Source organism: Clostridium sp. UBA4395, assembly GCF_002390995.1.
GTDB classification, from domain to species: Bacteria; Bacillota; Clostridia; order Clostridiales; family Clostridiaceae; genus Clostridium_J; species Clostridium_J sulfidigenes.
The window spans coordinates 89415-112768 of the sequence record NZ_DGRF01000018.1 but is presented as its reverse complement, the minus strand read 5'-3'; the positions used below and the strand labels follow the sequence as shown (position 1 = coordinate 112768).

Genomic DNA, 23354 nt, shown 5'->3' with positions numbered 1-23354 from the left:
AGTTCATTATACAAGGTGATTATGTGAACTTTAATATAGAAAATTTAGAAGAGCTTTTAATTAATATGAACTTAGATGATAGGATTAATATTAATAAAATACCAGATATTGATTTATATATGGATCAGGTAATTCAATTATTTGAAAATAACTTAGAGCATATAAAAAGAAACCCTACGGACAAGATTTTAACCAAAACTATGATAAATAACTATTCTAAAGACAAATTGCTTTTTCAAAATAAAAATAAAAAATATTCTAAAGATCATATTCTTTTAATGATTTTAATTTATGATTTAAAGCAAACTTTGTCTATAGCTGATATAAAAAAAATATTTACCCCTATGGTAAAAATATTATCAGAAGAAAAATCAAATTTTGATTTAAGTAACATATATAATGAATATCTTTCATTAAAGAAAAATCAAATTGATAAAGAAAAAGAATTCTTAACTTCAATTGTCAATGATACAACTAATTTATGTGAAAAAGAAACTACTAAAAATTATGATGATTATAAAAAAATATTATTGATTATATTAACACTTTTAAATTCAGCTTCCTTAAATAAGAGAATTGCAGAAAAGATGATAGATACTTATTTTAATGAATAAATTTAAAATCAATGAAAAAATAAAATGACTGCCTTTATAGACAGTCATTTTATTTTTAGGTGTAAATTTATAATTAATGCTTATATTATAAATTATATGAAATATTTAATTAAATATATTGTTTGAAAAGTATTGACAAAAAAAAGAAATGAGCATAGTATAAACGTATGAACAGGTGTTCACATGAAAGGGGTATGTAATATATGTATAAAGAAGAGGTTTGTATGCAAGTTTGCATACATGATGAAATTACTGAAAAATTAAAAGATAAAACTTTAAATGATACTACAGTAGAAGAACTGTCAAATTTATTTAAGTCCATGGCAGATCCTACTAGGGTTAAAATATTAAATATTTTGTTAAATACAGAAGCTTGTGTTTGCGACATAGCAGCTTTAACTAATATGACACAATCTGCAATATCTCATCAATTAAGAGTACTAAAGCTAGCTAGGATTGTAAAATCAAGAAAAGATGGAAAAGTTGTATATTATTCTTTAGATGATGATCATGTTAAAGATATTTTCTATAAAGGGCTTAGCCACGTTAATGAATAAACTAGTTATAGGGGGAGTAAAATAATGGGACAAACAAAAAGGCTTTATGAAATTCAAGGATTGCATTGCGCAAATTGTGCTTTGAAAATCGAACGTGAACTAAATCAATTATCTTACGTACAAAGTGCTGTAGTCAACTCTGTGACATCAAAAGCAATTTTAGAGGTTGATGAGAACACTAATAGAGAAATAATATTTGATGATGTGGAAAGCATATCTACTAGAATTGAACATGGAGTTAGAGTTAAAGAAATTGAAAAAAATAATACAAGTAAAAAAAATGTTAAGGTTCAGGGAAATATAAAAAGTATTAATTCTAATTCAAATGATAATAAAGTTAAGGAAGAAAAGGTTACCTACAAGGATTCTCATAGTGATGATCATGTTCATAATCATAACCATGATCATGGAGAAGGATTTAAAAAGAAACAAATAATAAAATTTGTTATAGGAATTTCTTTGGCAGTTGCTGGAGTATTAACTAAGGATATGATAAGTTTATTTTTATTTATAACTTCTTATCTAGTAATTGGTGGAGATATTCTGCTTATTGCCGGCAAAAACATAATAAAAGGTCAAGTTTTTGATGAGAACTTCTTAATGAGTATAGCTACAATTGGTGCATTTTTAATTGGTGAATATCCAGAAGCTATTGGAGTAATGCTATTTTATCAAATAGGAGAGTTTTTTCAAGAATTGGCAGTTAATAAATCTAAAAATTCTATATCAGAGTTAATGGATATTCGTCCAGACCATGCAAATTTAAAATTAAGTAATGGGGATATATCTTCTGTCTCTCCAGAAGAGGTAGGCATTGGTGATATAATAGTTGTTAAGCCAGGTGAAAAAATTCCTTTAGATGGAGTTGTAGTAAGGGGAGATTCTCAAATAGATACTTCTGCTTTAACAGGAGAATCTGTTCCAAGAGTGGTCAAGGAAAGAGCAGAAGTTTTAGCTGGATCAATAAATAAAACTTCTCTTATTGAAGTTAAAATAACTAAGGAATTTAGTGAATCTACAGTGTCAAAGATTCTTGAATTAGTAGAAAATGCTTCAAATAAAAAAGCACCAACAGAAAAGTTTATAACAAAGTTTGCTAGATACTATACTCCTATTGTTGTTATATTAGCTATTCTACTAGCTTTTTTACCACCGTTAGCTATGGGTGAAGATTTATATACCTGGTTATATAGAGGACTATCATTTTTAGTTGTATCTTGTCCTTGTGCCCTTGTGATATCAATACCTTTAAGCTTCTTTGGTGGGATTGGAGGAGCATCTAGAAGTGGGGTGCTTGTCAAAGGAGGGAATTATCTTGAAGCATTGAGCAAAGCAGAAGTGGTAATTTTTGATAAAACAGGTACATTAACAGAAGGAAGCTTTGAAGTTACAAAAATTACTCCTTATGGATTCATTACTGAGGACATGTTAATGGAATATGCGGCATATGCTGAAATGTATTCTAATCATCCTATTGCAAAATCTATTGTAGAATCCTATAAAAAAATTAGTACGAAGGCTATTATTGATAAAAGTAGAATAAAGAGTTATGAAGAGATTCCAGGTAAAGGTGTAAAAATATACTTTGGTGATAGATATATATATGCAGGAAATTATAAACTGATGGAAGAACTTGAAATTAGGTATGTAAAATCAAATGAAGTGGGTACTATTATATATGTTGCAGTAAATAATAATTTTGTAGGAAGTTTAGTGATTTCTGATAGAATAAAAAATACTTCACCTATGGCTATTGCAAAGTTAAAAGAACTAGGGATTAAGAAAACTGTTATGCTTACTGGAGATAATAAAACAATTGCTGAATATGTTGCAAAGGTTATTTCTATTGATGAGGTTAGAGCCGAATTAATGCCATATGAAAAAGTAAGTGAAGTAGAAAAAATATATAATGGCCTTTCTAAGAAGGGAAGATTAATATTTGTTGGAGATGGAATAAATGATGCGCCTGTATTAGCTAGAGCAGATATAGGTATAGCAATGGGGGGGATAGGCTCAGATGCAGCTATAGAAGCTTCTGATGTTGTTATTATGACTGACGATCCTGAAAAAATATCTACATCTATAAAAATAGCTAGGAAGACACAAAAAATTGTAGTTCAAAATATTGCATTTTCCTTATTGATAAAAGCTATAGTCTTAGTATTAACAGCTCTAGGTATTACCAATATGTGGATGGCGGTATTTGCAGATGTGGGAGTTACAATAATAGCTGTATTAAATGCTATGAGAGCTATGAAGATGGAAGAATAAATAAAAGTTTAACTTAAAAATACTAAAATGCAGAATTAAAATATATTAAAACCCTTTAATGTTTTTAGCATTAAAGGGTTTTTAAACTTAAGTGATAGTTATTAACTTATTTTTGACATAGTTTTAAATTCGCTAAACTCATCACTATTATCTACCTCAAATAATTTCTTATAACAATATGATATTATATCTCCTCTTTTTATAATTCCAATGAATATATTTGAGTCATCAACTACTGGAACGAAATTTTGTGATTTAGCAACAAGTATTAAACTTTCAATATCAGAATTAATTGATACGGGTTTATCTTTAAAATGTCTTGGTATATCCTTTATTAAAACATTTTCTGTATCCTTTAAGCTTAATTCGGAAGAATTTTTTAATTTCCAAAGAAGATCACCTTCTGTTAAAGTACCTACATATTTTCCTTTATCATCCACTAAAGGTATAGAAGTATATCTATGATATTCCATTCTCTCCATTGCTCTTCGCATAGTAGAACTAACCTTTTCAAAAATTACTTCGCTTTTAGGAGTTAGAAAAAAGGCAATGTTCATATTTTATCATCCTCCAATAAATCAATATTCAATAAGTATACTAAAAAGCTATACTTTAATTATAACATAGTTTTTAGACTAAAAGAGAGTAAAGTTTTTAATAATTTAAGAACATGTAATACTATAAATTGATTCTATAATTAATTAAACACAAAAACATATGAGCAACAAACTCTTTAGGAAATGTAATTGCTAAAGTGTTTCTAAAGGCTATTGTGGATTGAGATGTATCTAGAAGATTGCAATTTTTTAAAATTAAATAATCTTTTAGTGAAAGTTCCTTACAATTCATATTTTTTTTATATACATTTACTTTTTGTAAAATTTTATTTAAAAGTTCATCATATCTATATACAATATTTCTTTCAATTTCTAAAATTTCTGCAGTGATTTCCATAGCCATGATAATATTAACACGGCTTTTTGTTATTATGCCTGAAAAGTTTTCAATTTTTTTTATAGTTCTTAATAGTTTTAAATGATTGTATAGGGAATTATTAAAATTTAAGGAATCAGTTATAAGTTTAAACTCAATGGCATTAATATTTACTAATAATCCCTTAGGGAACTCATCTTTAAAAAAATAATAGTTTTGTCCTGTTAATTGCTTAAAAGTTTTTAATGTATCTAAATATCCTATACTTATATTTCTTTTAATTCTTTCACTATCAAAGCTAATGATTGGACCAAGATTTTCACTACATTTTATTTCTATTATAGGTATATCATTTATATTATTAATTTTTTGACTGAATCCAGGTCCATCTATATCCACTTGGATTATAGCAGAACAAGGGCTATTTAAAAGCATGCTGGTTGGAATATTATTATACATACCTCCATCAACAAAAGTGACACCATCAATAACCATATGCTTTAGGCCAGGCAGGGAGCAACTTGCCATTATATAGTCAATAATTTTTCCGTAAGGAATATCAGTCTTAAATATTTCTATAGGTTTTAGGGGATACATAGTAAGAGTAACAATACCAAAATCTATAGGTGAATTCCTTATTATATCTTCATTTAAATAGCTTTGTAGTAATCTTTTTAAAGGTGTATGATCTAAGCCTCTATTAGATATAATATTTTTCATGAATTTAGGAAGGGTTTTAAATGATAGATTTTTATCTATAGAAAAATTATCATCAATATTGAAGCAAGTTGAAAAATCTATTGATAGCCATAACGCTTCTAAATCATTATAATTATTGCTACATATGAAAGCACTATTAATAGCTCCAATAGAAGTTCCAACTACGGAAGATATATCTATATTTAATTCTATTAAAGCTTTCCACACTCCAACTTCATAAGCACCCCTAGAACCACCACCACCTAATACTAATCCATAACTATTCAAGCGTTGTAACACCCCTTTGGTAAGCAAAATTAACTTAATTGTAATTCTACTTAATATTATATTATACTAAATGAGTTAAATTTGATAATTATTATATTGATTATATTATATATACTAATAATTACTATTTATACGTTGAACTTTTATGTAAAAAACTATATAATTAGTATATACTAACAATAGAATTATAGTATAGTAAACTATTTTAGATGATATAATTTAAAAATGTCGGAAGATTTCAATAATAACCAATATGAGAAGGAGATTAGTTATGGAAATAAGTTTAAATTTAATAGAAGAAGCAGTTAAATCCAATAGTATTGAGGAAGTTAGAAAAGCATTAATTGAATACATAAGAGTTGAGCCGGAAAATTCAGAAAAAATTATAAATGCATTAAATTATGCTAAAGAAAACATTAAGGGATTATTTGAAATTCATGATGGAGCAAAACTAGAAGAGGATAATAAGTGGACTAAAGAATATTTTTTGAAAACTCTTCAAGATTTATCAAATAACTTTTCAGAAGAAAGATTTAACCATTTGTGCTTAGTAGGAGCTTTTATATATCCAAATGAAGATATTATAGAACAGGATACAGTTATAATTAACAATGTGAAACCTATTTCAGACGCTGAAATTAAATTTGAAAAAGTAAAGTCTGCTCTTGCATTAGGAACTGGACTTTTAATAGGATACATCATTGGTAAAAAGATTAATAAAAAAAGATAATATATATTAAAATGCCCTATTAGTATTTTATTGAATTAATACTAATAGGGCATTTTAATGTTTTTAGGAATTATAATGTATTGAAATTATTTTACAATTTTTATTGAAAACGACCACTATATAATTCATATCTTTCAATATCTTTCAATATGATTAATATGTTTTTGATAATCTTTATTCATTAAATTTATAGTAGTATAACTTTCGCGATTAATAAAATTAGGATCTGATATTAATTTACAACCTAAATTTAGTAAATTATTTGCAGCTTCACAAGTTTTTTTTAAAAGCTCTTTCTCAATAACTGTAGCATCAATATTAATATATGAATTCATATTAACACAATTATCAATTTCTATAGGATTACCACCTAAATCAGTTATTATATTACATATTCTATATGAATGTTTTTGGTAGTCATTTCGAACTTTAGATATTTGAGAAATAACATCTTCGTTTTTAGAGTGCTTTATATAATCTTCAAAAATGTTTATATCAATATATATGCCTTGTAATAATTCATTTAAACTATTAACTATATATTTTTTATCCAAGAAAATCAACTCCTTGCAATAATATTCATTATATTATTGCCTAAGTGGTATTGACATTATTCATATTAGAAAATATTATAAAAGGATAAAAAGGCCATTTAATATATGACCTTTTCAAAGCATACTAGGATTTGATAACTGGTTTGTCTAGTTTTTCTAGGTCTTCTAGTTTTTCCATTGAGAATCCTGTGTATCCATAAACTATTGATATTATAGGATTTATATAGTTCAAGAAGCAGAATGGTGCATATAAGAAACAAGAAACACCAAGAGTAGTAGACATAAATGCTCCACAGGTGTTCCATGGAATAAATGGTGATGTTAGTGTTCCAGAATCTTCTAGAGCTCTAGATAAATTCTTAGGTGCTAAGCCGCGTTTAGCATATTCATCTTTATACATTCTACCTGAAATAACTATAGATAAATATTGGTCTCCAGCTAATATATTAATAACTATGCAAGAGATTATAGTGATTAGTACAAGAGAACCTGTGTTAACTGCTAACTTAAGCAATTTTTCAGCAATTACATTTAAGAATCCCGCTTTCTCCATTACACCACCAAAGGTCATCGCACACATAATCAAAGAAACTGTATACATCATACCTTGTAGTCCACCACGGGTTAATAGTTCATCTACCACTTCAATTCCAGTTTCACTTACATATCCATCATTTAAAACATTAACTATATCGCCATAGTTAGCGCCTTGTACTAAAACTGCTAAAAGTACACCTGTAGCAACACCTATTAGTAGTCCAGGAATTGCAGGCATTTTTTTAATTACAAGTATTATTACTATTATTGGAGGTAGTAATAGAATAGGGTTAATTGCCCCAGAAGCTTTTAAACCATCAAATATTATATTCAGTTTTGAAACATCTAATTCTTGACCTGCATATTTCATTCCAAGGATAGCGAATAATATAAGAGAAATTATTAAACTTGGTGTTGTAGTATAAAACATATGCTTAATGTGATCAAATAAATTAGAACCAGCCATGGCAGGAGCTAAGTTAGTTGTATCAGAAAGCGGTGACATTTTATCTCCAAAATATGCACCAGATATAATAGCACCAGCTATCATTGGAGTAGGAATACCTAATCCTATACCAACACCCATAAGTGCTATACCTACAGTACCAGCAGTTGTCCATGAACTTCCAGTAGCTAATGAAACTATAGCACATATTATACATGTAGCTACTAAGAATATACCAGGAGATAAAATTTTAAGTCCGTAATAAATCATTGTTGGTACAGTACCACTTAATATCCAAGCACCAATTAAAACTCCAATTATCATAAGTATTATAATTGCTTGCATTGACATTTGGATAGTGTCGATAAATCCTTTTTCGAGATCTTCCCATTTAAATCCAATACACAAAGCTGTAATAGTTGCAGCTGCAGCTGCAATTATTAAAGGAATATGTGGACTTGATTCATAGAATATAATTGCAATAGATAGAGAAATAATGAGAACTAAAATAGGTATAAGAGCTTGCCAAACTTTTGGCTTTCTAGGGGGGGAAGCTATCTTACTAGATTTTTGTTTTTTTTCTTTCATTAACAACACACTCCTATATTAAATTCCAATTTAAGTAATTAAATAAATTATATATCAGTATAATTATAATTGCAATACTATTCAGAAAATTTATAAATTAAAAAGTCATATTTAATATTATGCATTTTTATGAAAAATAATTGATATAAACAGCTATTGTAGTTAGTTTGTGAAATTTGATAAATTATTATATTCATTTTATTAAAATAAAAAAAGAGTACAAAAAAACTTTGTACCCCAAGTTATTATAAATGTTATAATTATACATTTATATATTAATTGATTTATAGGCTGTAAGAAATTTATTTATATCATCTTCGCTATGAGAAATTGATAGGAACATTGCTTCAAATTGTGATGGTGGTAAATTAATTCCTTTGTCTAACATATGCATAAAATATTTTCTAAATATGTTTGTATTACAACTTTTAGCATCTTCGTAATTATTAATTTCATTTAAATCTGTAAAAAATACAGTCATCATCCCACCAACTCTATTAATTACTACATTTATATTTTTTTCTTTTGAAATTTCTTTAATACCATTTTCTAATTTTGTTCCTATGGTTTCTAGATGGGTATATATATCTTGTTTTTCGTATAATTCTTTAACAGTTGCTATTCCAGCAGCCATAACAAGAGGATTACCTGACATGGTTCCTGCCTGATATACAGGTCCTAATGGAGCAAGGAGTTCCATAATTTCACGTCTTCCGCCATAAGCACCACAAGGTAAGCCGCCTCCAATAATCTTACCATAAGTGATAAGATCTGGTTTAACATTTTGGAATAGCTCTCTTGCACCTTTATATGCAATTCTGAAACCACACATTACTTCATCAAATATTAATAAAGTACCATTATCTTTACAAAGTTTATCTAAGTTCTCCATAAACTCCATAGAAGGTTTAACAACTCCCATGTTTCCAGCAATAGGTTCAATAATAACACAAGCTATATCATTACTATAAGCAGTAAATATTTCTTTTAAATTATCTATATCGTTATAATTAGCAACAATTGTATGCTCTATGTGTTCTTTAGGTATACCAGCGCTGCCAGGTATGCCACAAGTCATAACACCAGAACCTGCACTTACTAAAAATCCATCATAATGGCCGTGATAACAACCAGCAAATTTAACAATTTTATTTCTCTTAGTATAGCCTCTGGCTAATTTAATTGCACTCATAGTAGCTTCAGTACCAGAGTTAACCATTCTAATCATATCAATTGAGGCAGTTTCACATAAAAGTTTTGCTAAATCTAATTCTAATTTTGTTGGTGCACCAAAGGCTATAGCTGTTTCTGAAGTATTTTTTATAGCATCAACAACTGTGGAGTTACAATGCCCTAAAATCATAGGTCCCCAAGCTCCAACAAAATCTATGTATTCTTTATTTTCTTCGTCATATATTTTAGAACCCATACCAGATTTTATAATAGGAGGGGTGATACCCATATCCTTAAGTGCTCTTACTGGACTATTAACTCCTCCGGGAATATACTTTTTGCTTTCTTCAAATATAGTTTTATTGTTCATTAAGCTCTTCCTCCTAATTAATTTTATTTAGAAAAATACGTTCAATTAACTCATAGGCGTCCTTATTATTTCCTTTTAAAGTTTCTTCTTTTAACACTTCAATGGCACGATTTATATATGTGTTAGCACTACTTTTTAAAAGGGTAGCTACAAGCTTGTCATTATCTTTAGTGTACTTTTTATTTTTAAAAGTTTTAAGATTATTTTCCACAAGTAATTTACCTTCTTCTTTTACATCTTTAATTATACCACTTAAGGACATTAACTTTAAAAAATTATTATATTCATCATAGTATTTCTTTATTATATATTTATTTGAATTCATAATATTTCTTCGCTGAATCTTATTTTCTTTATCTACATTTTGAAGATTATCTAAATTAAATAAACATATATTTTTTAATTCACTACAAGAATCTTCAACATTAATTGGTAAGGAAAGATCAAAAATTAAAATTGGTTGTGAAGGGAGATCTTTCTTTAGTACAATTGGAGTAGGGGAAGAAGTACAGCATATTAAAGCATCTATATATTTATAAGTATCTACCATATTATCAATGGGTATAATTTCAATCTTTTTATTTTCCATTAATTTTATATTTTTTATTATAGTACTATGATTAATAACCTTATCTGTATTTCTTACTACAATATATATTTTATCTAAGATATCTTGTTTTCCTATAAGATAATTTAAAGTTAATTGAGCCATTTTACCAAAACCTAATATTAATATATTTTTACAATCTTGGTCTATAGCTTTTTTAGCAGCAATAGATGAATAGGACACAGGTGTCTTATATAGTTTACTTTCAGTTTTAAACTCTTTACCACAACTAATAGCCATTGTAAATAGCTTATCAAAAGAAGCTTTTATAACTTTTAACTCTTTACTTTTTAAGTAGGCATCCTTTACTTGACCTAAGATTTGATCTTCACCTAAAATTTTTGAATGAAACCCACAACTAACTTCCAGTAAGTGAGTTATAGCCTTGCTATCATTAGAGTAAAATATATATTTAATAAACTCTTCATCCCAATTAAGTGTATTGAATACTTCTTGTATTATGATATTTTGAGATAGGGAAGATTTTAAGTATATTTCTGTTCTATTACAGGTATTAATTATAACAACTTCTTCGCATAGAGTTTCTTTCATTTTTAGTAATATTCCATCTATATTATCTTGGGATATTGCTAGTTTAGCTCTTAAAATTAAGTCAAGTTCTTTCTTTATTCCAATTAAATGAATCATCTTTACCCCCAAATCTATGAAATTACTAAATTTTATTTAATCAAATTTAAAACCCACTACAAGTGGGCACATTATAACTCATATATTGTAACATGAAAATTATACTATATGAAAATTTTTTTGACAATGATAAAATAGGATAATAAAATTGTATTGTATAGATTACTAATTTCTAACAAATAAAAGGTGAGGTAACACTATGAAAAAGTTTATTCTAAATGTACTTATTTCTATTACAGGTTTTGTTTTAATTATTCTTATTTCTACTTTAATAGTAACAAGCATTAAACCTATTTATACTTACAGTATTAATAAATTTAATATGGAAGAGAGAACAAGCTTATCTATTGAGGAGATGAAAAAAAATTATTCTTATGTAATAGATTATTTGTTATATAATAACAACGACAAATTTGAACTACCATCTTTAGAATCATCAGAGGCTGGTGCTTTTCATTTTAAAGAAGTAAAGGAATTATTTAAACTAGCTAAGATTACTATATTAAGTTTAATAATTACGTTAGCCATATTGTCTGTACTGTATACTAGCAGTTATAAGAGCTATATTTATATAAAATATATTTCAATTATATCAATTATAACTCCGGTTACAATCTCAATAGTTGTAAGTATTAACTTTAATTTTTTCTTTACAATATTCCATAAAATTTTTTTTAATAATGATAAATGGATTTTTGATCCCAACACAGATCCTATTATAAACATACTACCTGAAGAGTTTTTTGCATTATGTGCTGGTACTATTGGAATTCTTTGCATAGTCATTGGAATAGTATTATTATATGTGTCATATTACAATTATAATAAAAAGAATTTAAAAAGATATTAGAAAAAATCTAATATCTTTTTGAAATTAAAGATAATTTACATTAACTTTTTTACCTAATGCAGTTAGTAATCTGGCTATGTCTTTAACAATCTTAATTTTTAAATTAAATTCATCTGGAAAAGATGGATTTTGATGAGCTGGATTAACTGCTTGCCCTATATATATATCTATGGATGTACCTTCATTAATTAACATATTAGTAATTCTAGAGGCTCCATCAGAGCCATTTGTAGCGCAGGGTATAGCATTGTTTTTAATGGAATTTAGATAATTTTTTAATAATTCCTTTACTTTATTTAAAGTTAGTATACCTTCTGTAACCAAGTCTATCCCTTTCATAAATCCCATAGGCGGGACTTCTGAAGTATAATGCTTTAAGTCTATCTCTATCGGGGTGTGTAATGCATTAGATATTATATTTGCAGTAGTGCCACCACATACAATTTTTTTACCTGTAGCATTTTTCACAAGATTTATAAGAATATCATCATCATCCTTATTTTTAGGCGGCCCTGTAAAGAGAGATATGTTTTGTTCCTTTCTTATCTTAATAGTTACTACTGTTGTATCATCCCCAGGTTTATTATCATATAAGTCTTTACAAACTTCTAATAATTGTCTACATATGTTTTGAGCAATCACCTCTTTATGGAGTACATTAGTTAGATATCTATTTATATGAGGCCATTCCCAACCTAAATTTAAGAGTCCTCCTACACCAGCATGTACAACTCCGTCACTTATAATAACTAGAGCATCAGATTCATTCATATAAAATCTACTTTCAAAAATAACTTTACCATTCACTATACGTCGATTCTTCTTGATGTCACAACTTCGATTATTTCTAAAAAGAAAAACAGGTGGATTATCATACTCTACCATATATACCTCGCCACTGTTTTTAATTTTCACAATTGTAAAAGTGGAGTAGGCTAACTTTCTAACTTGACATTCAGGCAATGTATTAATTATAGTATCTATAGTCTCATCTATAGTAGCTCCTTCTTTTAACATAGTAACTGCAATCTTAGATGTTAAAGTTCCTAGTATATTAGCTTTAACACCACTGCCAAGACCATCTGACATCACTACAATAATTCCATCTTCTGTATTAGCAATTTCAACGTTGTCACCACAAAGTTCTTCACCGTGTTTATTCATACTCATATTAGCTACATCTAAGTAATATTTTCGCATATTAGTCTTCCTCTTCTAATACTTTTTTTAACTCTAGGATAGCAACTTTAGTTTCTGCAGTAGTTTCACCAAGTAAGCTAGCAATTTCTTGAGCAACCATCATTTGCTTGTTTATAATTGTTTGGGTAACATCAATAGATTTACGCTTCAATTCAGTCAATTCTAATTTCCTATTTTCTTCCTCAGTTATGTCTGTAAATGTTATCAATAAAGATGAGTGATTTTTAATATAAATTACACTTTTATACCCATGAAAATCTAACTTACTGTAGAAAACTTTTTTACCTAAAATATTATTTTTTGTGTCGGCTACTTTTTTAAAGTCTAAGTCGTGTATAATTTCTGTTATAGGAACTCCTATTATACTTTCTTTTTCACAGTTTAAAAACATTCTTCTTCCAGAGGGATTAATGTCTTTAATCAATAAGTTATCATCAATTATAATTAAAGCATTAGGTGAATTTTTAAATATTTCACTATTCATATTTTCTGCTAATGATCTCATATAAGGTACACACATTTCAACCTCAGACATTCCATTGTAAACAGCAATAGCCTTTTCAACACAAGTGTTGTATCCACAAGCGCTACAGTTTAATTCATCTTCTTTAGTGTATTTTCCCATTTGTTTAAGAAGAACTTTAATTTCATCGTCTTTAGGTGTTAGCATATGGATTTTTTTATTTTCAAAGTTTCTTGTAAGATTAAGATTATCTTTATTTATATTAATAACTTTTGAATTATTATTTTTGGTTTTTAAGTAATTTTGAATTCTTTGGATTCTAGTGTATACAGATTCATTATCGGATAATGTACCTGGACCGCCAAGACAACTTTCATTACAGGCACTTAATTCTATACACACATTCTTTAAAGTGTTATTTTTAAGTTCCTCTAAAATAACCTTACAATTTTCCAGACCGTGAACCCTGATTACATTTAAATCTTTTTTATCAATAGTAGGTCTTATGGCATTTAATATTCCACCAACTACAGGATAGCGATCACCTCTTGTAGTACCGCTAAAATCTACTTCTCCATCTTCTAGTTCAGAATATTCAATACCATTTTCTTTTATATAGTCGATGATTTCGTCAAAGGTTAACACAGAATCAACAAATCCTAAATTAGATTCAGATAAAGCTTCATATTTTTTAGATACACATGGACCTATAAAAACAGTATAAGGTTCATCATATCTATTTTTTATGCTTTTTCCATGGGCGACCATAGGAGAAGATACTGGTAAAACTAATGGAATTAATTCAGGATAATATTTTTCTATTAACATTACTATGGAAGGACAGCAACTTGTGATAAATTCACTATTTGAACTATTATCAATCCTACATTCATATTCTTGAGTTACTAGTTCTGCACCTATGGAGACCTCTTCAATATGAGAAAAACCTAATTTTCTTAGAGCAGTTATCAATTTAGAAGGATGAGAGAATACTCCTCTAAAAGCAGGTGCTAATTGAGCAACAACTGTTTTATTGCTATTTAATGCTGCTTTGACATCATCAATATCTGAAAGCACATGACGGGCGTTTTGAGGACATACAACTAAACAATGACCACAAAAAATACATCTATCTTCTTGGATTTTAGCTTGATCATTTAAGACTTCTATAGCTTTAACTGTACAAGTACGTACACATTTGTAGCAATTTTTACAGTTAGCGGAGGAAAAATTCATTACTTGCATAGATTCACCTTCTTAATTATATATTCTTCAAAGAATTTATCTACTTCATCTTCATTTACAGTATAAATGTTATCATCGACAGTAACACATACCGAATCAGTACAATGACCAAGACAAAATGAAGCTTTTAATTCTATTTTATCTATTAAATTATTTAATTCTATTAAGCTTTTAATTCGGTTTATAACATTGTGAGAACCCCTTACATAACAAGCACTTCCAACACAAACTTTAACAATCAAAATAAAACCCCTCCTTAATCAGTATATATGTTATATAATAAATTATAGAACTTTGGTAAAACACCGTCAATTACATATTGTTATACATTTGACAATGTTACAAAAGTAATGTAAATAATAAGTATAAAATTTATTATGGGAGGATATAAAATGAGATTAGTAGTTGTTTCTGATATTCATGGTTCTTCAAAATATACAAAAAAAGCTATAGAAGTATTTAATAGAGAACATGGTGATTATTTATTAATTCTTGGAGATATACTTTATCATGGGCCAAGAAATCCATTGCCGGAAGAATATGATCCTAAAGAGGTAGCAAAGATACTAAATGAATATAGATATAAAATAATTGCAGTACGTGGAAACTGTGATTCGGAAGTTGATCAAATGTTATTGGATTTTCCATGCATGGGAGATTATTCTGTAGTTTTATATAATAACAAAAGATTTTTTTTAACTCATGGACACATATATAATGAGAATAATATGCCTAATATATCTACAAAAGATATAATGCTACATGGTCACACACATATATTAGGTATTAATAAAAAGGATGGTATTTCTATAATTAATCCGGGTTCTATTTCTTATCCAAAGGAAAATAATCCTCATAGCTATGGAGTTGTAGATGGAGATATATTCTATATAAAAACATTAGAGGGAACTATAATTCAAGAAATAGTATTGAGCTAAATAATATTATATATATAAAAGTAGAGGGCATTAAAAAAACTTCCTCTACTTTTTAATTATTTTATCAATTATATTAGATTCAATTAATTCACTTTTACTAAATCCATTTCTAAAGTATCTCACTTGTTTATATTTAACTCCACCCATTTCAAAATCAAGGATATCAATTCTATCTCCCTTAAAAATTTCAGCTTCTTTCTTGTGTTTTAGAAATACATGAATTTCCATGTCATTCCTCCTTATAGTTATTTATTAAATAGATTATATAACAACGTAGATGATTTATTCAATAATATAGCTAAAGGAATTATTAAATTAAGTTAAATAGTATTTTAAAAAGTTAAATATATAGAAACTATTTAAGGGTGTTTTTGTACACATAAAGTCATATAATAATATATAATTAAAAAATTTCAAGAATAATTAAAAAATTGAGTAGGTTAACATGAAAATAAATGTTATAATGATATGTAAAGGTTCTGGTGGTTATATTGTTGCTATCTGTGCTGCAAAACTAAGTACTAAAGCTTTACTAACGTAAAAGAACAAACTTGTTAAAAAGCTATTCACATGGTTCCACCAAAAACAACTAATTTTAATTGCAGGAGGAGTATGTATGAACTTAGAACATGTTAAAAACATTGATTCGGAAATTTATGAAGCAATTTGTCTTGAGACTGCTAGGCAGGAAAGTAAAATTGAACTTATCGCTTCAGAAAACTTTACAAGTGAGGCTGTAAGAGAGGCTATGGGGTCCACGCTTACAAATAAATATGCAGAAGGATATCCAGGAAAAAGATATTATGGTGGTTGCGAATGTGTAGACGTTGCTGAAAATATCGCTAGGGATAGAATGTGTAAACTATTCGGTGCAGACCATGCCAATGTTCAACCACATTCAGGTTCTCAAGCTAATATGGCAGTTTATATGAGTGTATTAGAACCATCAGATAAAGTATTAGGAATGAATCTATCTGATGGTGGACACTTAACCCATGGAAGTCCAGTTAACTTTTCAGGAAAGTTATATAAATTTATATCTTATGGAGTAGGTGAAGATGGATTTATAGATTATGATGCATTAAGAACTGTAGCTTTAGAGGAAAAGCCTAAAATGATAGTTGCAGGAGCTAGTGCTTACCCAAGAATAATAGAATTTGATAAAATAAGATCAATTTGTGATGAGATAGGTGCATATATGATGGTAGATATGGCTCATATAGCTGGACTTATTGCGGCAGGTGTACATCCTAACCCAGCACCATATGCAGACTTTATTACAACAACAACTCATAAAACTTTAAGAGGACCAAGGGGTGGGGCAATACTTTGTAAAGAAAAGTATGCAAAACTAGTAGATAAAACTATATTCCCTGGAATACAGGGTGGTCCATTAATGCATACTATTGCAGCTAAAGCTATTTGCTTTAAAGAAGCTCTAGACCCATCTTTCAAAGAGTATCAGCAAAAAGTTTTAGAAAATGCTAAAGCTCTTGCAAGTGCATTAAAAGAAAGAGGATTTAAATTAGTGTCTGATGGTACCGATAATCATTTAATTCTTGTGGATTTAAGAAATAAAGATATTACAGGAAAAGCAGCGGAGCATCTATTAGACGAAGTTGGAATCACAGTAAATAAAAATACAATACCTTTTGAATCCCAAAGCCCATTTGTAACCAGTGGTATTAGAATAGGTACTCCTGCTACTACTACTAGAGGATTTGGAAAAGAAGAAATGATTGAAATTGCTGATATAATGAGTTTGGCAATTGATAATAGGGATGGTGATTTATCACTTGCTAAGGAAAGAGTTAAAGCTCTTTGCAATAAAATTCCATTATATAAGTAAAATATTTGTAATAACTAAGGACCTAGCATTTTCACTGCTAGGTCTTTACATTTTTTGTAGAGTATAAAAATGAATGCAAAGTAAAATTTACATTATATTGACTTATGTGTTTAAACCTCTTATAATTATGGGTGAAAATTAAATAGTATTTTAGGTGCTTTTTAAAAGTGAAAAGGGAATATGGTTAAAATCCATAGCAGCCCCCGCTACTGTAAATGATGACGACCCTCAAATACCACTCTTAATAGGGGAAGGTGAGGTTAGAGTGATTCATAAGCCAGGAGACCTGCCTAAATATGAGCTTTCGGAGGGAAATGAGCTATTTTAGTGACTAAGTTAATATGTATAAGTAAAATTAAAGATTTTGGTAAGTTTATCTTACTTAGATTTAAACTTATATTTTTTATTTTACTAAGATGGTAATTTTAATTATTTGGCAAGGGAGCTTTTCTTCCTTGCTTTTTTATTTTATTTAAATTGAAACTCGACTCACTGCGTTCGCTGAGTAAGTGATTCACCCCAAATCAAAGATTTGGGTTCTCTACTTAATAGAAAGAAGGTATTGTAAATGGCTAAAATAATGATTCAAGGTACAGCTTCTTCTGTAGGAAAAAGTATACTAGTTACTGCATTATGTAGAATATTTAAACAAGATGGATATTCGGTATGTCCATATAAGTCACAAAATATGTCTCTTAATTCATATATAACTTTGGATGGAAAAGAGATGGGGCGTGCTCAAGTTTTGCAAGCTTATGCTGCGGGACTTGAACCGGAGGTATATATGAATCCTATTCTACTAAAACCTACTACAGATAAAAATTGTCAAATAATTTTTAATGGAGAAGTTTATGGTTACTCCAATGCAAAAGAATATCACAATTTAAAAGTTAAATTTAAAGATGATTTAAAGTCTGCTTTTGAAAAATTAGAAAATCAATTTGATATTATTGTTATGGAAGGGGCGGGAAGTCCAGCAGAAATAAACTTAAGAGACAACGATATTGTTAACATGGGGATGGCTGAACTAATAGATGCACCTGTTTTACTTGTAGGTGATATCGATAAGGGAGGCGTATTTGCTTCTTTACTAGGTACTATTATGCTCCTTAGTGATAGTGAGAAGGACAGAGTTAAGGGAACTATTATAAATAAGTTTAGAGGAGATATATCCTTACTTAAACCTGGAGTAGATAGTTTAGAGGAGTTAACTCATAGGGATTGCTTAGGGGTTGTTCCATATTTTAAATTAGACTTAGAGGATGAAGATGGAGCTGTTGACCTTAATAAAAATATCACAGATAAAATTGATATAGCTATTATAAGGTTACCGCATATATCAAACTTTACTGATTTTGATGCGTTATCTATAGAACCAGATGTTTCTGTAAGATATGTGGAAACTGTAGCTGAATTTAAAACTCCTGATTTAGTTATAATTCCTGGAACTAAAAATACCCTAGGGGATTTAGAATATTTAAAAAAATCAGGTTTATATAACAAAATTAGAGAATATGAAGTTAATGGAAAAATTATAGGTATTTGTGGAGGATATCAAATGCTAGGGAAGGTATTAGAGGATCCTTATGGAGTTGAAACTACACTAGAGTCTATGGAAGGATTAGATATTTTACCTATAAAAACAGTTTTTGAAGAGAAAAAGATTACTACTAGAGTTAATGGTATCATAGCAAAGGATTTAATAAACAATGATACACCTTTAAGTATTTATGGATATGAAATACACATGGGAAAAACTACGCTTTTGGATGAAGGTAAAAGCCTTATTAACATAAATAAGAGCAATAATGAAGAAGCCAATCATTTAGATGGAGTAGTAAATAATAAAGGAAATGTTATGGGAACGTATATTCATGGTATTTTTGATGGGGTTGAGTTTAGACAACACATTATTAATGGATTAAGAAGAGACAAGGGAATTGAAGAGAAGGTTTCTATGCCTTATGAGCACTTAAGAGAAAAGGAGTTAGATAAACTAGCTGACCTTGTAAGAGCTTCTATAGATATGAATAAAATATATAAAATAATGGGCTTAAATAGATAGTGGGAGAAGTTATCATGATTAATTTTCATATATCCTTAAATATACTTTGTGTATCTTTAGCAGTTATTTTAGACTTTATTTTAGGTGATCCTAATTGGCTACCACATCCGATTATATATATAGGAAAACTAATTGGAGCTATAGAAAAGTGGCTAAGAAAATATTTCCCTAATAATATTAAATTGAAGTGGGCTTCTTTATTTATGGTGTTTATGGTTTGTATAATTACATACACTATTCCATATTTATTACTTAAGCTATCTATAATAAATAATATTGTTTTTATAGTAGTTAATACTTTAATGATATGGACAACGCTTGCTGCTAAGAGTCTTCATGTAGCCGGAATTCAGGTCTATAATGCTCTTGTTCATGATGATATAAAAGAAGCTAGAGTTAAGCTTTCGTATATTGTAGGTCGAGATACAACTTCTTTAAGTAAGGATGAAATAATTAGAGGTGATGTAGAAACTATAGCAGAAAATACTTCTGATGGTATAATTGCACCTATAATTTATGCCATCATAGGAGGGGCACCCCTTGCTATGATGTATAAAGGAATTAACACTATGGATTCTATGGTAGGATACTTAAATGAAAAATATAAGAATGTAGGTTTTTTCCCAGCAAATGTTGATGATATATTTAATTTTATTCCTGCTAGACTAACTGGAGTATTAATGTGTCTTACAGCATGGGTAGTTAAGGGAAGGATAATTGAATCCTTTAAGATTATGATTAGAGACAGAAAGAATCATAAAAGTCCTAATTGTGCATATCCTGAGGGAGCTACTGCTGGAGCCTTATCTATTCAATTAGGTGGTGCTAATACCTACTTTGGAGAAATAGTAGAAAAACCAACTATTGGAGATGATACAGAAGCTTTAAGTTATAGGCACATTAAGAAATCTATAATACTAATGTATAGTAGTGAAATTTTACTAATAATATTAAGTTTAGCATCTGTAATTATACTTTAGTTAAAGGTGAGTGTTTATATATACTTGCACATATTAAGATGAAAGGTGGTATATATATTTTGAAACATGGAGGAGATATATATACTGAAGGTACTTTAATTGGAAGAAAACTTTTAGACTTTAGCTCAAATGTAAATCCTATATCCATATCTAAGGATTTCAAGGAAAATATAGGAGAAGCTTTAGAAAAGGTACCTCTGTATCCAGATATAAAATATAGAGAATTAAAAAATAACCTATTAAATTATTTATTTAAAAGTAATGAGTACTTTAATGGAAATGCCTATGGTAAAGAGCAGTTTAATAGCATAGGTATCGAAAATATTATAGTAGGAAATGGAGCAGCTGAAATTTTAGATTTAGTTATAAGCTACTTGAATTCTATAACTATAGTTGTTCCTTCCTTTGTAGAATACGAAGATTTTAGTAAAAAACATAAATTGAATATCAATTATTCTTTTTTAAATGAGTTTATGGAATATGATTATGAAGATATTTTCACACAGATACAAAATACTGAGGGGTTAATAATGGCTAATCCCAATAATCCAAATGGTTGTATTATTGATCATTGTAAATTTAAAAACATATTAGATTATTGTGAAGCTCATAATAAATTAGTGATTATTGATGAAGCATTTATAGAGTTTGTATTAGATAATAATAAGAGTATAATTAACTATATACATAATTATAGTTGTATTGTAATTGTTAGAGCTATAACAAAATTTTTCTCCATGGCAGGAGTTCGTTTGGGCTATGCTATAAGTAGAAATAATAAATTACTAGATTTCATTATTAGTAATCAAAATCCTTGGACAGTGAATTGTTTTGCAGAAGTTGCTGCTAAGTATGCATTATTTGATGAAAAGTTTATAGATGAAAGTAAAAACTGGTTGATATCCGAAAGAACATTTATGAAAAAATCTTTGAATCATATAAAGATTATACAAAAGGTGTATGAAAGCAAGGCTAATTATTTTCTTTGTAAGATAAAAGGAATTACAAGCTCAGAACTTTTAAAACAGCTTATGGAAAAGGGTATTTTAATTAGAAATTGTAATAACTATACTGGTCTTAATGATAGTTTTGTAAGGATAGCTATAAAAACTAGAGATATGAATGAAACTATTATAAAAGTTTTAAGTGAAATTAGTAGCTAAATAAATATTAAAATAAAGGATAGGGTTCTCATGGATAGTTTTAATGATTCCGTATTTATTTCATTGAATGGTATGAATACTAAAGTTTTAATATTAGGAGGAGGAAAAAGTGCTTTAATAAAAGCTAAAACTCTTTTAAATAGTAGGTTTGTGGTTCATTGCATCTCGGAACAATTTACAGATGAATTTAAATTGTTAGATGGTGCTTATGATAATTTGAAACTTCTGGATATAACTTTTACTAATGAGTTATTGGAGGATTATCATTTAATTATAATTTGCACAAATGATTCTAGTTTCAACGAAAATATTAGGAATATATGCAACAGTAAAAATAAAATTTTTATTGATACTACCTTTCCGGAGAATTCTAAAGCTGTTCTTTGTGCTACAGGAAGAAGTGAAAATATTGCTTTGGGGCTTCGAATTAAAGGGAAAAATCCTAAAGCATCGGTATTTTTATGCAATAAGGCAAAGGAGTATCTTCAGAGCTTTGACAATTATATAGAATTTATAACTCATATTAGAAATAATGTAACAACTTTAAGTAATAAAAGTGAAATTCTAAATTTTATATGTTCTGAAGATTTTCTTTTCTTCTTTAACCATGGATACCATATTGGGATTTTGCAATTATTTTATTCAGATTTAATAAATGAATGGGTATAGATTTAAATTATACAATGAATGGAGGAGTAGAATTGAATTTAAAATTAGCTACACGAAAAAGTAAGCTTGCTCAAGTTCAAACTGATTATGTAATGGATTTGGTTGAAGAGCTACATAATATAAAATGTGAAAAGGTTCTTACAGATACTTTAGGAGATAAAAGACTTGATGTAACGTTAGATAAAATAGGTGGAAAGGGAGTCTTTATAAAAGAGTTAGAAAAATTAATGATTGATGGAAAAGCACATGGAGGAGTCCATAGTATGAAGGATGTACCCTATGAGCTACCAGATGGTTTCTCTATTGCTGCTACGCCAATAAGGGAAGATGTAAGGGATGCCTTTGTTTCTATGAATGGTGTTTCATTTTTTAATTTACCTAAGGGGGCTAGAGTTGGTACTAGTAGTAAAAGAAGAAGTGAGCAAATTCTCCTTTTAAGACCAGACATTGAAATAGTTCCTGTAAGAGGTAATGTTCAAACAAGAATTGACAAGATTGAAAATGAAAACTTAGACGGAATAGTATTAGCAGCTGCTGGATTAAAGAGATTGGGATTAGAAGGAATTATTACTAATTATTTTGAAACAAATGAAATAATTCCTGCTATTGCACAAGGAGCTTTAGGTATAGAAATTCATGAGAGTTGTGAGTATGCAGATGAATTAAGGGCTCTAGATAATGAGGAAGTTAGAATTTGTGTAGAAGCTGAAAGAAGTTTTATGAGAGAGTTAAAAGGTGATTGTCATTCTACTATTGGTGCATATGCTTCTATAGAAGATGATGTAATGACTATTATGGGTATATATGAAGTCAATGGTAATTTAGTAAAAGACACTATAATAGGAAATAAGGAAGAATATTTAAACTTAGGAAAAAAATTATCACAAGTTATCTTAAATAAGTAGATATTTAATAGGA

General features: G+C 28.5%; 22 protein-coding genes and 1 riboswitch. Of the genes, 12 read left to right on the top strand and 10 right to left on the bottom strand.

Features of this window, described 5'->3' with window-relative positions:
- The first annotated feature begins 65 nt into the window (after positions 1-65).
- The 3 genes from B2694_RS02320 to B2694_RS02310 all read left to right on the top strand — a co-directional run bounded on the left by B2694_RS02320 (position 66) and on the right by B2694_RS02310 (position 3442).
- On the top strand, positions 66-614 hold the full coding sequence (locus B2694_RS02320; protein WP_414632703.1) for a DUF1836 domain-containing protein: 549 nt from the start codon (positions 66-68) through the stop codon (positions 612-614).
- 203 nt (positions 615-817) lie between these two features.
- Positions 818-1171, top strand: a complete 354-nt coding sequence (locus B2694_RS02315; protein WP_035135755.1) for an ArsR/SmtB family transcription factor — start codon at positions 818-820, stop codon at positions 1169-1171.
- A gap of 24 nt (positions 1172-1195) precedes the next feature.
- A complete protein-coding gene (locus B2694_RS02310; RefSeq protein ID WP_346884398.1) occupies positions 1196-3442 on the top strand; it encodes a heavy metal translocating P-type ATPase in 2247 nt (748 codons plus the stop codon).
- Between the two features lie 101 nt (positions 3443-3543).
- Here B2694_RS02310 and B2694_RS02305 read toward each other — a convergent pair whose 3' ends face one another.
- A complete protein-coding gene (locus tag B2694_RS02305) occupies positions 3544-3999 on the bottom strand; it encodes a CBS domain-containing protein (protein WP_035135753.1) in 456 nt (151 codons plus the stop codon).
- 121 nt (positions 4000-4120) lie between these two features.
- Entirely contained in the window at positions 4121-5362 is a 1242-nt protein-coding gene (locus tag B2694_RS02300; RefSeq protein ID WP_346884397.1) for a patatin-like phospholipase family protein, read from the bottom strand.
- Between the two features lie 271 nt (positions 5363-5633).
- Between B2694_RS02300 and B2694_RS02295 the strand changes: the two genes are divergently transcribed.
- Positions 5634-6092: a hypothetical protein gene (locus tag B2694_RS02295; RefSeq protein WP_035132239.1), complete on the top strand. Its 459-nt coding sequence runs from the start codon at positions 5634-5636 to the stop codon at positions 6090-6092.
- A gap of 134 nt (positions 6093-6226) precedes the next feature.
- Here B2694_RS02295 and B2694_RS02290 read toward each other — a convergent pair whose 3' ends face one another.
- From B2694_RS02290 to hemA, 4 genes are all read right to left on the bottom strand, one after another.
- Positions 6227-6646, bottom strand: coding sequence for a hypothetical protein (locus tag B2694_RS02290; protein WP_346884396.1), 420 nt, complete (start codon positions 6644-6646; stop codon positions 6227-6229).
- Between the two features lie 124 nt (positions 6647-6770).
- A complete protein-coding gene (gene nhaC / locus B2694_RS02285) occupies positions 6771-8216 on the bottom strand; it encodes a Na+/H+ antiporter NhaC (protein ID WP_346884395.1) in 1446 nt (481 codons plus the stop codon).
- A gap of 268 nt (positions 8217-8484) precedes the next feature.
- Positions 8485-9759, bottom strand: a complete 1275-nt coding sequence (gene hemL, locus B2694_RS02280) for a glutamate-1-semialdehyde 2,1-aminomutase (RefSeq protein ID WP_346884394.1) — start codon at positions 9757-9759, stop codon at positions 8485-8487.
- 13 nt (positions 9760-9772) lie between these two features.
- Positions 9773-11014 carry a glutamyl-tRNA reductase gene (gene hemA, locus B2694_RS02275; RefSeq protein WP_346884393.1) on the bottom strand — a complete coding sequence of 414 codons (1242 nt, stop codon included), beginning with the start codon at positions 11012-11014 and terminating at the stop codon, positions 9773-9775.
- A 199-nt stretch (positions 11015-11213) separates the two neighbouring features.
- On the opposite strand from hemA, the gene B2694_RS02270 reads away from it, so the two are divergent.
- Positions 11214-11864: a TIGR01906 family membrane protein gene (locus B2694_RS02270; RefSeq protein ID WP_346884392.1), complete on the top strand. Its 651-nt coding sequence runs from the start codon at positions 11214-11216 to the stop codon at positions 11862-11864.
- A gap of 24 nt (positions 11865-11888) precedes the next feature.
- Here B2694_RS02270 and B2694_RS02265 read toward each other — a convergent pair whose 3' ends face one another.
- The 3 genes from B2694_RS02265 to B2694_RS02255 are packed head-to-tail and all read right to left on the bottom strand — an operon-like array spanning position 11889 to position 15014.
- Complete coding sequence (locus B2694_RS02265; RefSeq protein ID WP_346884391.1) at positions 11889-13064, bottom strand: SpoIIE family protein phosphatase; 1176 nt, start codon at positions 13062-13064, stop codon at positions 11889-11891.
- Between the two features lies 1 nt (position 13065).
- Complete coding sequence (locus B2694_RS02260) at positions 13066-14772, bottom strand: [Fe-Fe] hydrogenase large subunit C-terminal domain-containing protein (protein WP_346884390.1); 1707 nt, start codon at positions 14770-14772, stop codon at positions 13066-13068.
- Positions 14763-15014, bottom strand: a complete 252-nt coding sequence (locus B2694_RS02255; RefSeq protein WP_346884389.1) for an NAD(P)H-dependent oxidoreductase subunit E — start codon at positions 15012-15014, stop codon at positions 14763-14765. Before B2694_RS02255 ends, B2694_RS02260 begins: the two co-directional genes overlap by 10 nt.
- Positions 15015-15164: 150 nt before the next feature.
- On the opposite strand from B2694_RS02255, the gene yfcE reads away from it, so the two are divergent.
- Positions 15165-15710, top strand: a complete 546-nt coding sequence (yfcE, locus tag B2694_RS02250; RefSeq protein WP_346884388.1) for a phosphodiesterase — start codon at positions 15165-15167, stop codon at positions 15708-15710.
- Positions 15711-15755: 45 nt separating this feature from the next.
- On the opposite strand, the gene B2694_RS02245 is transcribed toward yfcE, so the two are convergent.
- Positions 15756-15938 carry a hypothetical protein gene (locus B2694_RS02245; RefSeq protein WP_346884387.1) on the bottom strand — a complete coding sequence of 61 codons (183 nt, stop codon included), beginning with the start codon at positions 15936-15938 and terminating at the stop codon, positions 15756-15758.
- Between the two features lie 388 nt (positions 15939-16326).
- On the opposite strand from B2694_RS02245, the gene glyA reads away from it, so the two are divergent.
- From glyA to hemC, 6 genes are all read left to right on the top strand, one after another.
- Complete coding sequence (gene glyA / locus B2694_RS02240; RefSeq protein WP_346884386.1) at positions 16327-17559, top strand: serine hydroxymethyltransferase; 1233 nt, start codon at positions 16327-16329, stop codon at positions 17557-17559.
- A 135-nt stretch (positions 17560-17694) separates the two neighbouring features.
- A riboswitch (cobalamin riboswitch) is annotated at positions 17695-17867 on the top strand.
- 260 nt (positions 17868-18127) lie between these two features.
- Positions 18128-19624 carry a cobyric acid synthase gene (locus tag B2694_RS02235; protein ID WP_346884385.1) on the top strand — a complete coding sequence of 499 codons (1497 nt, stop codon included), beginning with the start codon at positions 18128-18130 and terminating at the stop codon, positions 19622-19624.
- Positions 19625-19641: 17 nt separating this feature from the next.
- Complete coding sequence (cbiB, locus tag B2694_RS02230) at positions 19642-20604, top strand: adenosylcobinamide-phosphate synthase CbiB (protein ID WP_346884404.1); 963 nt, start codon at positions 19642-19644, stop codon at positions 20602-20604.
- A 38-nt stretch (positions 20605-20642) separates the two neighbouring features.
- Positions 20643-21767, top strand: coding sequence for a histidinol-phosphate transaminase (locus B2694_RS02225; RefSeq protein WP_346884384.1), 1125 nt, complete (start codon positions 20643-20645; stop codon positions 21765-21767).
- Positions 21768-21797: 30 nt separating this feature from the next.
- The gene (locus B2694_RS02220; RefSeq protein ID WP_346884383.1) at positions 21798-22436 is read left to right on the top strand and encodes an NAD(P)-dependent oxidoreductase; all 639 of its coding nucleotides are present in this window, start codon (positions 21798-21800) and stop codon (positions 22434-22436) included.
- Positions 22437-22468: 32 nt separating this feature from the next.
- Positions 22469-23341, top strand: coding sequence for a hydroxymethylbilane synthase (gene hemC, locus B2694_RS02215; RefSeq protein WP_035132259.1), 873 nt, complete (start codon positions 22469-22471; stop codon positions 23339-23341).
- The last annotated feature ends 13 nt before the right edge of the window (positions 23342-23354 follow it).